Below are 11,013 nucleotides of genomic sequence, written 5' to 3'. Positions count from 1 at the left end.
TTCAGATGAGCCAGAACGTTTACCAGTTTATCGACCTTCAGCGTGTTGATCCGCCAAAGAAACCGCTGAAGATCCGTAAAATTGAATTTGTTGAAATCTATGAGCCGTTTTCAGAAGGCCAGGCCAAAGCACAGGCAGACCGCTGCCTGTCCTGCGGTAACCCTTACTGCGAATGGAAATGTCCGGTCCATAACTACATCCCGAACTGGCTGAAGCTGGCCAACGAAGGGCGTATTTTTGAAGCCGCCGAGCTGTCTCATCAGACCAACACCCTGCCGGAAGTGTGCGGCCGCGTGTGCCCTCAGGATCGTCTGTGTGAAGGCTCCTGTACGCTGAACGACGAGTTTGGCGCGGTGACCATCGGCAACATCGAACGCTATATCAACGATAAAGCGTTCGAGATGGGCTGGCGTCCGGATATGACCGGTGTGCGTCAAACCGACAAGCGCGTAGCGATTATCGGCGCGGGCCCGGCAGGCCTGGCCTGTGCGGACGTGCTGACCCGTAACGGCGTGAAGGCGGTGGTCTTTGATCGCCACCCGGAGATTGGCGGCCTGCTGACCTTCGGTATCCCGGCCTTTAAGCTGGAAAAAGAGGTGATGACCCGCCGCCGTGAAATCTTCACCGGCATGGGCATTGAGTTCAAACTCAACACCGAAGTGGGCCGCGACGTGCAGCTCGACGACCTGCTGAAGGATTACGACGCCGTGTTCCTGGGCGTGGGCACTTATCAGTCCATGCGCGGTGGTCTGGAGAATGAAGATGCGCCAGGCGTGTACGACGCGCTGCCGTTCCTGATTGCGAATACCAAACAGCTAATGGGCTACGGCGAGACCGCCGATGAGCCGTTCGTCAGCATGGAAGGCAAACGCGTGGTGGTGCTGGGCGGCGGTGATACCGCGATGGACTGCGTGCGTACCTCCATTCGCCAGAATGCGGCGCATGTTATCTGTGCCTACCGTCGTGACGAAGAGAACATGCCGGGCTCTAAGCGCGAAGTGAAAAACGCACGTGAAGAGGGCGTCGAGTTCCAGTTCAACATCCAGCCTCTGGGTATTGAAGTGAATGCCAACGGTAAAGTGAGCGGCGTGAAGATGGCGCGCACGGAGATGGGTGCGCCGGATGCGAAAGGCCGTCGTCGCGCGGAGATCGTGGCCGGTTCTGAACACGTGATCCCGGCTGACGCCGTGGTGATGGCGTTTGGTTTCCGTCCTCACAGCATGGAGTGGCTGGCGAAGCACAGCGTAGAGCTGGACTCTCAGGGTCGCATCATTGCGCCAGAAGGCAGCGATAACGCGTTCCAGACCAGCAACCCGAAAATCTTCGCCGGTGGCGACATCGTTCGCGGCTCTGACCTGGTGGTCACAGCGATTGCCGAAGGCCGTAAAGCGGCTGACGGGATCATGAACTTCCTGGAAGTGTAAGCCCCTCTGACTCCCCGGCAGAAGCATAAAGCGGAACGCTGGGGAGCCTGTTTTCAGTAGCCTGCCCTAAAGTTAATGGTACCTTTTTAAGCAAAAAAGCAGCCTAAATCCCGACGTAAACGTTTGCTTTCATGAAAAAAATGTATATTATGCGGCGGATTTTTTGGCCAAAATTCAAGGAGGCGTTGTGTCGCAAGATAACAATTATAGCCAGGGCCCCGTCCCTCTGGCGGCGCGGAAAGGCGTGGTTCCACTCACTTTTGTGATGTTAGGGTTAACGTTTTTTTCCGCCAGTATGTGGACCGGAGGCACGCTCGGTACCGGTCTTTCCTATAATGATTTCTTCCTTGCAGTTCTCTTCGGCAATCTCCTCCTCGGTATTTACACTGCTTTTCTTGGCTACATTGGCGCAAAAACCGGCCTCTCAACCCATCTTCTTGCGCGTTACTCGTTCGGTATTAAAGGTTCCTGGCTTCCCTCCATGCTTTTAGGCGGTACGCAGGTAGGATGGTTTGGCGTCGGCGTAGCGATGTTTGCCATCCCGGTGAGTAAAGCCACGGGCATCGACGTGAACATCCTGATTGCGGTTTCCGGCCTGTTGATGACGTTAACCATTTTTTTTGGCATCTCGGCACTGACGATTTTATCCATCATCGCCGTACCCGCTATCGTCATCCTGGGTAGCTACTCCGTCTGGCTGGCGGTGGACGGCGTGGGAGGAATGGACCACCTCAAATCCATTGTGCCGCAGACGCCGCTCAACTTTTCCAGCGCGCTGGCGCTGGTTGTAGGCTCGTTTATCAGCGCAGGCACGCTGACCGCCGACTTCGTCCGCTTTGGCCGCAATGCCAAAGGTGCCGTTCTGGTGGCGATGGTGGCATTTTTCCTTGGCAACTCGCTGATGTTTATCTTCGGTGCGGCAGGCGCTGCCGCCGTAGGACAGGCCGATATTTCTGACGTGATGATCGCCCAGGGACTGCTGCTGCCGGCCATTGTCGTTCTTGGCCTGAATATCTGGACCACCAATGACAACGCGCTGTACGCCTCTGGTTTGGGTTTCGCCAATATCACTGGCCTTTCCAGCCGTACGCTGTCGGTGGTAAATGGCATTATCGGTACGCTGTGCGCGCTGTGGCTTTACAACAACTTCGTTGGCTGGCTGACCTTTTTGTCGGCAGCGATTCCGCCGGTTGGCGGGGTGATTATCGCCGACTACCTGATTAATCGCCGCCGCTATGCCAGCTTCGACCACGCAAAATTTGTGTCCGTTAACTGGATTGCCATTTTCTCGGTCGCCCTGGGTGTTGCTGCCGGGCACTACATTCCGGGAATTGTCCCCGTTAACGCAGTATTGGGTGGCGTCTTCAGCTATTTGGTGTTAAACCCATTCGCCAAACGTACCCTTGCTAATCCTTCGGAGGTTTCCCATGCAGAATAATTCCCTCACTATCCGTCAGGCCCGTTTGCAGGGGCAAGAGGGTTTATGGCAAATCACGATTGAGGACGGACGCTTCAGCCGTATCGATCCTCAGGAAACCGCCTCTGCGCCAGTCGGTCAGGTGCTGGACGCCGAATGCGGGCTGGTTATCCCTCCTTTCATCGAGCCGCATATCCATCTGGATACAACGCAAACGGCGGGTGAACCGAACTGGAACCAGTCCGGCACGCTTTTCGAGGGAATCGAGCGCTGGGCCGAACGCAAGGCGATGCTTACCCACGAAGACGTTAAAACTCGCGCGATGCAGACCCTGAAGTGGCAAATCGCCAACGGCATTCAGTACGTACGTACACACGTTGACGTCTCGGACCCCACCCTTACGGCACTGAAAGCCATGCTGGAGGTGAAGCAGGAAGTCGCCCCGTGGGTCGATATGCAAATTGTGGCATTCCCGCAGGAAGGCATTCTTTCTTATCCGAACGGTGAAGAACTGCTTGAGGAAGCCGTGCGTTTAGGGGCGGATGTCATCGGCGCAATCCCCCACTTTGAATTTACGCGTGAATATGGCGTTGAGTCGCTGCATAAAACGTTTTCCCTGGCCAGAAAGTACGACCGACTGATCGATGTCCACTGTGATGAAATTGATGATGAACAATCGCGCTTCGTTGAAACCGTTGCCGCACTGGCACATCGTGACGGAATGGGTTCACGCGTGACCGCCAGCCATACCACGGCGATGCACTCCTATAATGGCGCGTATACGTCCCGACTGTTCCGCCTGTTAAAAATGTCAGGCATTAACTTCGTGGCAAACCCGCTGGTTAACACGCATTTGCAGGGCCGTTTCGATACCTATCCCAAACGCCGAGGCATCACACGCGTCAAAGAAATGCTGGAAGCGGAGATCAACGTCTGCTTTGGTCATGACGACGTTTTCGATCCGTGGTATCCGCTGGGAACCGCGAATATGCTTCAGGTTCTGCATATGGGACTGCACGTTTGCCAACTGATGGGTTACGGGCAAATAAACGATGGGCTTAACCTGATCACTACCCACAGCGCGAAAACGCTCGATTTGCAGGACTATGGCGTGCGCGTTGGCAATTCAGCAAACCTGGTGATTCTCCCGGCAGAGAATGGGTTTGATGCAGTTCGTCGCCAGACGCCGGCACGATACTCTGTTCGCCACGGCAAGGTGATTGCCGAGACGGTGCCCAGCCAGACAACCTTGCACCTGACGCAGCCGGAAGCGGTGACGTTTAAGCGCCAGAATATCGAATAACATTGCCGGATGGCGGCTGCGCCTTATCCGGCCTGCAAATTACGTTATGCCCGCAGGCCTGATAAGCGAAGCGCCATCAGGCCTATAAACTACGTATCCAGCAAGCGGGCGCGTACCTTCACCACGACTTTCTTTATCTCGCCTGGCTCAAGGATTGCGCATCCTGGCTTATGTGGCTCTCCCGGCATAAATACGGCGCACATCCCCGACCGGAGGGTGACACACTGTTCACCTGCAATCTCACTGCACAACTGATAATCTTCTTCAGGATGAAAATCTTCACGCTGGCGTGCCGAGCCCGTCACGCCAAAGAGGATGCGCTCTTCTCCCGTCAATAACACCTGGATATCAATATATTGCTCATGCAGTTCCGCTTTCTTCTGGTCTGGAAACTGCGTGGCAAACGTCATCACGTTCATGAAGATATCCTCACCGCGAAGCTCATAACGTCCTGCCGCTTTTTCCAGCGGACGGGCAGCCAGCGCGAGGGTTAGCGCCTCCAGAAGAACGGGATGCAACCCCGTGGAGGGAAGCGTCCGAATCTCACCAAAAAACATCATCTTTCTCCCTGAGCTAACAGCGCCGCGCCCAGTAAGCCCGCATCGTGTCGATAGTGCGCGGCGGTTAATTCAACGTGATAAACAGAAGGATGCTCCTCAAGATACGCGCGGACCCGCGCCAGATACCCTCCTGCCAGCCCGATGCTGCCGCCAATCACCACGCGCTGGCAGTCCATCACCGCTTTCGTGTCGGCAATAAGCCGCGCCAGTACCTGTGCAGAACGTTGGACCAGTTCCGCCGCCTGTTTATTTCCCTCTGCCGCGCGCGCAAAAATCGTTTTTGCATCGCATCCTGCAAGCTCTCCCCTGGCTGCGGCGGCAATACCGCGACCAGACGCGATGGCTTCCACGCACCCCACGCGACCACAGCCGCATTGCGGGCCGTTTGGATCGGCGAGCGTATGCCCAAGATGCCCTGCCAGTCCGCCGCTTCCGGTCACGAGTTTCCCGTTACTGACTACGCCGCCCCCCACGCCCGTTGAAACGGTCAGGAATACCATGTCTTTAATTTCCTTCGCACTAACGTGATATTCCGCCCATGCCGCAGCCTGAGCATCATTGATCGCCAGGGTCGGCAAACCAGCAATGTCTTCGAGCGTCTGCACCAGCGGAAAATGGTGCAATCCTCCGAGATTTTGCGGGTTAATCGCCAGCAGATTGCCGTCCTGAATGATTCCGGTTGAGGCAATGGCCGCACGCGTCGCCTGGGTCTGTAACGGCTTGACCAGCTCAGCCAGCGCCTCACGCAGCGCGTCAGGCGTCTTACTGGCGGGCGCAGGGCGCTCGCGTCGCGCGTGGATCTGTAAACCGTCATCCACCAGGGCGGCGGCAAGTTTAGTTCCACCTATGTCTATCGCCAGTGTCGTCATAGCACCACCCCGCTCGGAAATGTTTTTATCCCGTTGTGACATACCTCATCCCTTACGAATGTGCCCGGTACAGGTCCGGGCAAGCGGATTAACTTTTGCTTTTCGCTAAAGCGCTTTTATCGCCGCCAAACGGGACGGCTCCGCTGAAAGGTTTACCGTCAATAGCGTCATGCGTACGCAGGGCTTCTGGCCTGATCCAGCGCTGAACGCGGGAGGGCATATCCAGACCAATAAGCAAGATCACCACAAACGTCAGGCCAAAGGAGAGCGACCCCAGGGCCGTGCCCAGCGCCATATCCTGCGACAGCAGCGCGCCAATCACCGGGGCAATCGCGCCGCCCAACGCGCCAACGTTGTAGGTAAAGCCCAGACCCGCCGCACGCTGGTCGGTATCGAAATAGCCGCCGATGAGTTTGGGTAAGATCCCGGAGATCCCCTGCCCCAGCATCTGCTGGAAAAAGAGTAACAAGCCCAACACCCAGACATTGGCGCCGCCGATCGCAAAGACGGGAACAATCAGGAGCTGTGAGGCCAACAGGCTACAGACATAGGCCTTGCGGGTGCCAAGCCAGTCGCCGAGAAAACCACCCACGCAGCAGCCTACCGCCGCGCCGAAGCCGCTAAAGAACAGCACCTTCGCCACCGTTGACGGATCATAGGCCAGGTCGGTTTTCAGATAAGTGGGTAATAGCGCCTGAATCGGCCAGGAGTAGAGAAAGGCGAAGAGCACGACAACCATCAACGTGACGCCCGTCGGCCAGCGTTTACCGCTGCTTTGCACCATAAAGCTGATAAAGACGATGGCGCACAGCAGGCCGAGAATAACGACCAGCCCCGCGTTGTTGAGTTCGCCTGCAAAACAGAACCACAGCGCCGTACCGGCAAACAGCGTCATCGCCATATTGATGACGCGGTATTTACCGCGATACAGAATATCCACCATGGTGCGCACCGGGGCTTTGCCTTCGTGCTTCGCTTTCCAGTCCTCAGCTTCCGGAATATTTTTCCGCAGCCACAGGGCAAAGACGATGGGCAGAATGCCGATAAAGAACAGCGCCCGCCAGCCCCAGACGGGCACGACAAGGCTGTAGACCTGGGCCGCAACCACGGCGCCGACGGAGAAACCGGAAATCAGAAAACCACTCGCCTTGTTGCGCAGGTGCTTTGGCCAGCTTTCAATCACATAGGTTGCGCTGGAGCCATATTCCCCCGCCATCCCCATCCCTATCACCATCCTGGCGATAAACAGGGTGACGTAACCCGGCGCAAAACCGCAGGCCAGCGTACCGCAGGAAAAGAGTACGATGCTGGTGATCATCGCCAGCTTGCGACCATAGCGGTCGCCCATGGCGCCCAGCAGCAGGCCGCCGAACCAGCGCGATATAAAGGCCGCCGAAATCAGGCTCGCCGCTTCCACTGTCGTCAGGGCAAACTCGCTTTTTATTTCTGTCAGGACTAAGGCTATCAATACAAAATCGAAGCCATCAAGCAGATATCCCAGCCAGGCGGCGGAGAAGGCGCGCCACTGAGGACGGGTAAGATGGCGGTACCACGGGATGCTTTGGGTAGACTTACTCATTTCACTCTCCCGACGATTTCTCTGTCGTTTTGCCGGATGGCGGCTGCGCCTTATCCGGCCTACGTAGCATGTTTTTGTAGGCCGGATAAGGCGAAGCGCCCCCGGCTATGCGTTAGCGTTTTTCCGCCATTAGCTGCTCCGCCAGCGCTTTCAGCGCTGGCACGAATTTTTCATCCACAGGGGCAAACGGCTTACGGCACAGCGGCACGGATACCACGTCCATATAGTGCAGAACCGTTTTCAGACCACGGAACACCCCGGCTTTAATCAGCAGATCGATCACCGTGTTGCATTCGCTTTGCAGGCGCTGTGCGGTGGCGTTATCCCCTTCACGAACCGCTTTAGCGATCGCCTGGTAGCGCCAGCCCATAATGTTGTAGGTGCTGCCGATCCCCCCGTCCGCGCCGGCCAGCAGGCCGGAGGCGAAAATCTCGTCATAACCGTTGTAGAGCACCAGATCCGGATGTTCACGACGGATCTGCTCCATCTGGAAGAGATCGCCGGAGGTTTGCTTCAGCGCGCCGACGCCCGGCAGCGTTACCAGCGTGTTGATCTGATCCAGGCTTAACTTCACGCCGCTTAACGCAGGGATGTTATAGACCACCATCGGCAGACCATCCGCCGAATCAATAATTGCACGGTAATGATCGCAATGTTCTTCAAAGCTAAAGGGATAGTAAAACGGTGTGACGGCGGACACAGCGTCAAAACCGACGCGGGCGGCGGCCATGGCTAACTGCTGGCTTTCCGCCGTGCTGACGCAGCCAACATGGGCGATGAGCGTGATTTTCCCCTTCGCCTCTTCCGCCACAATCTCCATCACCTGCTCTCGTTCCGAAAGGCTCTGTACAAAGGCCTCTCCCGTTGAACCGCCGACGTACAGCCCATCGATACCCTGTTCAATATTGAACCGCACCAGACGTCGCAGGCTCTCTTTATCCAGCATCTGCTCAGAGTTGAACGGGGTCAGGAGTGCGGCCATTACGCCGCGTAATTGCGTTGCCATAGTTACCTCAATCGATCGTGTGTTTGTTATAACGACATACCTTTATACCTGTTATACCAGACTAATTAAGCAGCAGTGGAATACAGAACGCTTATATTGCGATCTGCTTCACTAAAGGATCGTTATTTTTTGGCTTTTGAATGCTGACCGAAAGCGTGCCAGGTGGCGGAGACGCTGTTGAGGTGAGTTTGCAACGCCCGATCCGCTTCATCGGGATCGCGGCGGCGGATCGCATCCACAATTGCGATATGCTGGCGATAGCTGACTTCATTATGCTGATAAAGCTCTGCGTCCGGCACTTTAGGACGCGCCGCAATTAACCAGTCTAGCAGCGCAACGTGGATCGCATTGAAGATCGGATTGCCGGGGATCTCCGCCAGCACGCGGTGAAAATCGACATCGGAACGAATAAATAGCGTGTTGTCATCCAGGGACTGGCTGTTGATCTCCAGGGCTTTCGTGAGCTGCGCAATCTGATCGTCAGTGGCATATTCTGCGGCATAACGAACGAGGCTGGATTCAAAGAACAGGCGAAGCTGCTCGAAATGGGCAATACCGTCGGGCTGGGTCAGAAAGTCTTTCGCCATTCCCGACAATTCACTGATGATGGTATCGGCAGACGGCATGGTTACGCGGGCACGTTCACCGTTGTTAATCTGCACCAGCCCTTTACGCTTTAGCGCCGCCAGCGCTTCGCGCACCGAGGGGCGACCCACGTTGAAGAACTCCATCAGTTCGCGCTCGGAGGGTAACTGCTCTCCCTGGGCAAATTCCTTCCGACGGATCATCTGCTCCAGCTCTTCTTCCACCATATCAGACAGTTTTTTGCGCGCCAGCGGTCGACGGCGCAGGCTGCGACCAATGGTTTCATCAGAGTTTTCAGCTTTAAGATCAGTCGGTTTCATTGCAGTCCGGTGCCATTGAAGGAAAACAGTTCATCATAACACAGGAAATTAGAGGGGGCGAAAAGGGACGGAAAGCAAAACAGGCCCGTCGGGCCTGTTTGTTTATTTCACAACGCGCAGTGCGGGACGACCACCGCGTGGTGGTGGCTCGTCATCCGGATCGGTGTCGTCATTATGATCGGGTTTATCGCCATCGATGACAGACATTACCGTGTCGCTTTCGCGTTCATCGGATGCCTCATCATCATTCAGGTTGGCAACCTCTTCATCATAAGCCGCTTCCGGCTCGAACATGGTGCCCGCACCGTTTTCACGGGCGTAGATAGCCAGCACAGCTGCCAGCGGCACGGAAACCTGACGCGGCACGCCGCCGAAGCGCGCATTAAAGCGCACTTCGTCGTTCGCCAGCTCCAGGTTACCCACTGCGCGTGGCGCAATATTCAGTACAATCTGTCCGTCGCGCGCGTATTCCATTGGAACCAGCACGCCCGGCAACGTCACATCCACAACCAGGTGCGGCGTGAGCTGGTTATCCAGCAGCCATTCATAGAAGGCGCGCAGCAGATACGGACGGCGTGGTGAAAGTTGTGACATTTCCACAGTCATTAGCCTCGGCCGAGACGCATTTCACGTTCCGGTTCAGTTAAAGATGCCAGGAAAGAGTCGCGCTCAAAGACGCGAGTCATGTAGCCTTTCAGCTCTTTCGCGCCAGGGCCGCTGAACTCTACGCCCAGGGTTGGCAGACGCCACAGCAACGGAGCCAGGTAGCAATCCACCAGGCTGAACTCGTCGCTCAGGAAGAAAGGCTTTTGACCAAATACCGGCGCAATCGCCAGCAGCTCTTCACGCAGCTGTTTACGTGCAGCATCCGCTTCAGAAGAGGAACCGTTGACGATAACGTTCATCAGCGAGTACCAGTCTTTCTCGATACGCTGCATGTACAGGCGGCTTTCACCACGCGCAACAGGATAAACAGGCATCAGCGGCGGATGCGGGAAACGCTCATCCAGGTATTCCATAATGATACGGGATTCCCACAGGGTCAGCTCGCGATCCACCAGCGTCGGTACGCTTTGGCTCGGGTTGAGATCGATCAGATCCTGAGGTGGGTTATCCTTTTCCACATGCTCGATCTCAAAACTGACACCCTTCTCGGCCAGCACGATACGAACCTGATGGCTATAAATGTCAGTAGGACCAGAAAACAGCGTCATTACCGAACGTTTGTTGGCAGCGACAGCCATGAAAACCTCCAGGTATATTCAGAATTTTTACTGCTACCAGCCCAACGGGGCCAGCCAGATGATGTATCGCCCATCCCAGAGAAGACACATTGTTCAAGAATCGAACAAAAATCGAGTATTCACCGATATTTGGGCAGAAAATTGGATGATAGTTTACCAGATTTTGATGGCTTTGTGGTGAGGGGATTCCGGAAATGTGGAAAAAGAGAAGATATATGAAATGTTACTGTGGATAACCTGCGCATTATCCATAAAAAAACCCGCCGAAGCGGGTTTTTCGCCAATCGTTCTGCGTAAGCAGAATGGATTAACGTTTGGAGAACTGTGGACGACGACGCGCTTTACGCAGACCCACTTTCTTACGTTCAACCTGACGAGCGTCACGAGTAACGAAGCCAGCTTTACGCAGTTCAGAACGCAGGGATTCGTCGTACTCCATCAGCGCGCGGGTGATACCGTGACGGATCGCACCTGCCTGACCGGAGATACCACCACCTTTAACGGTGATGTACAGATCCAGTTTTTCTACCATATCAACCAGTTCCAGCGGCTGGCGAACTACCATGCGGGCAGTTTCGCGACCGAAGTATTGTTCCAGAGAACGCTGGTTGATTACGATTTTACCACTGCCCGGTTTGATGAAAACGCGAGCTGCGGAACTTTTGCGGCGACCAGTGCCGTAGTATTGATTTTCAGCCATTGCCTA

11 protein-coding genes are annotated in these 11,013 nt (G+C 55.6%); 3 read left to right on the top strand and 8 right to left on the bottom strand.

The genetic code is table 11. The features are described from left to right. Positions 1-5 precede the first annotated feature (5 nt). The 3 genes from gltD to ACOTW6_RS17865 all read left to right on the top strand — a co-directional run bounded on the left by gltD (position 6) and on the right by ACOTW6_RS17865 (position 4,144). Positions 6-1,424, top strand: a complete 1,419-nt coding sequence (gene gltD / locus ACOTW6_RS17875) for a glutamate synthase subunit GltD (RefSeq protein WP_017382721.1) — start codon at positions 6-8, stop codon at positions 1,422-1,424. A gap of 187 nt (positions 1,425-1,611) precedes the next feature. Next, positions 1,612-2,862: a cytosine permease gene (gene codB / locus ACOTW6_RS17870; RefSeq protein WP_062933429.1), complete on the top strand. Its 1,251-nt coding sequence runs from the start codon at positions 1,612-1,614 to the stop codon at positions 2,860-2,862. Further along, on the top strand, positions 2,852-4,144 hold the full coding sequence (locus ACOTW6_RS17865; protein ID WP_062933430.1) for a cytosine deaminase: 1,293 nt from the start codon (positions 2,852-2,854) through the stop codon (positions 4,142-4,144). The genes codB and ACOTW6_RS17865 overlap by 11 nt, the downstream gene beginning before the upstream one ends. 89 nt (positions 4,145-4,233) lie before the next feature. On the opposite strand, the gene nanQ is transcribed toward ACOTW6_RS17865, so the two are convergent. From nanQ to rpsI, 8 genes are all read right to left on the bottom strand, one after another. Next, positions 4,234-4,701, bottom strand: a complete 468-nt coding sequence (gene nanQ, locus ACOTW6_RS17860; RefSeq protein WP_032670742.1) for an N-acetylneuraminate anomerase — start codon at positions 4,699-4,701, stop codon at positions 4,234-4,236. After that, positions 4,701-5,573, bottom strand: coding sequence for an N-acetylmannosamine kinase (gene nanK / locus ACOTW6_RS17855; RefSeq protein WP_213789280.1), 873 nt, complete (start codon positions 5,571-5,573; stop codon positions 4,701-4,703). The genes nanQ and nanK overlap by 1 nt, the downstream gene beginning before the upstream one ends. 88 nt (positions 5,574-5,661) lie before the next feature. Continuing rightward, positions 5,662-7,152, bottom strand: coding sequence for an MFS transporter (locus ACOTW6_RS17850; RefSeq protein WP_015572000.1), 1,491 nt, complete (start codon positions 7,150-7,152; stop codon positions 5,662-5,664). A gap of 112 nt (positions 7,153-7,264) precedes the next feature. After that, positions 7,265-8,158 carry an N-acetylneuraminate lyase gene (gene nanA / locus ACOTW6_RS17845; RefSeq protein WP_015572001.1) on the bottom strand — a complete coding sequence of 298 codons (894 nt, stop codon included), beginning with the start codon at positions 8,156-8,158 and terminating at the stop codon, positions 7,265-7,267. Positions 8,159-8,280: 122 nt separating this feature from the next. Beyond that, positions 8,281-9,063, bottom strand: a complete 783-nt coding sequence (gene nanR, locus ACOTW6_RS17840) for a transcriptional regulator NanR (RefSeq protein WP_047732305.1) — start codon at positions 9,061-9,063, stop codon at positions 8,281-8,283. A gap of 102 nt (positions 9,064-9,165) precedes the next feature. Next, positions 9,166-9,663: a ClpXP protease specificity-enhancing factor gene (sspB, locus tag ACOTW6_RS17835; protein WP_213789281.1), complete on the bottom strand. Its 498-nt coding sequence runs from the start codon at positions 9,661-9,663 to the stop codon at positions 9,166-9,168. A gap of 5 nt (positions 9,664-9,668) precedes the next feature. Then, positions 9,669-10,307 (bottom strand): stringent starvation protein SspA, encoded by a 639-nt coding sequence (gene sspA, locus ACOTW6_RS17830; RefSeq protein WP_003860438.1) that lies wholly within the window; start codon positions 10,305-10,307, stop codon positions 9,669-9,671. A 307-nt stretch (positions 10,308-10,614) separates the two neighbouring features. Further along, entirely contained in the window at positions 10,615-11,007 is a 393-nt protein-coding gene (rpsI, locus tag ACOTW6_RS17825) for a 30S ribosomal protein S9 (protein ID WP_003860436.1), read from the bottom strand. Positions 11,008-11,013: the final 6 nt, after the last annotated feature.

Source organism: Enterobacter cloacae complex sp. IR5403 (assembly GCF_049238705.1).
GTDB lineage: Bacteria > Pseudomonadota > Gammaproteobacteria > Enterobacterales > Enterobacteriaceae > Enterobacter > Enterobacter hormaechei_C.
This window is presented reverse-complemented; position numbering and strand designations above follow the sequence as displayed.

Excerpts from the sequence above, each read along its gene's own strand:
- nanQ (WP_032670742.1), bottom strand. The coding sequence starts at position 4,701 with ATGTTTTTTGGTGAGATTCGGACGCTTCCCTCCACGGGGTTGCATCCC.
- sspA (WP_003860438.1), bottom strand. The coding sequence starts at position 10,307 with ATGGCTGTCGCTGCCAACAAACGTTCGGTAATGACGCTGTTTTCTGGT.
- ACOTW6_RS17850 (WP_015572000.1), bottom strand. The coding sequence starts at position 7,152 with ATGAGTAAGTCTACCCAAAGCATCCCGTGGTACCGCCATCTTACCCGT.
- rpsI (WP_003860436.1), bottom strand. The coding sequence starts at position 11,007 with ATGGCTGAAAATCAATACTACGGCACTGGTCGCCGCAAAAGTTCCGCA.
- nanK (WP_213789280.1), bottom strand. The coding sequence starts at position 5,573 with ATGACGACACTGGCGATAGACATAGGTGGAACTAAACTTGCCGCCGCC.
- nanA (WP_015572001.1), bottom strand. The coding sequence starts at position 8,158 with ATGGCAACGCAATTACGCGGCGTAATGGCCGCACTCCTGACCCCGTTC.
- gltD (WP_017382721.1), top strand. The coding sequence starts at position 6 with ATGAGCCAGAACGTTTACCAGTTTATCGACCTTCAGCGTGTTGATCCG.
- nanR (WP_047732305.1), bottom strand. The coding sequence starts at position 9,063 with ATGAAACCGACTGATCTTAAAGCTGAAAACTCTGATGAAACCATTGGT.
- ACOTW6_RS17865 (WP_062933430.1), top strand. The coding sequence starts at position 2,852 with ATGCAGAATAATTCCCTCACTATCCGTCAGGCCCGTTTGCAGGGGCAA.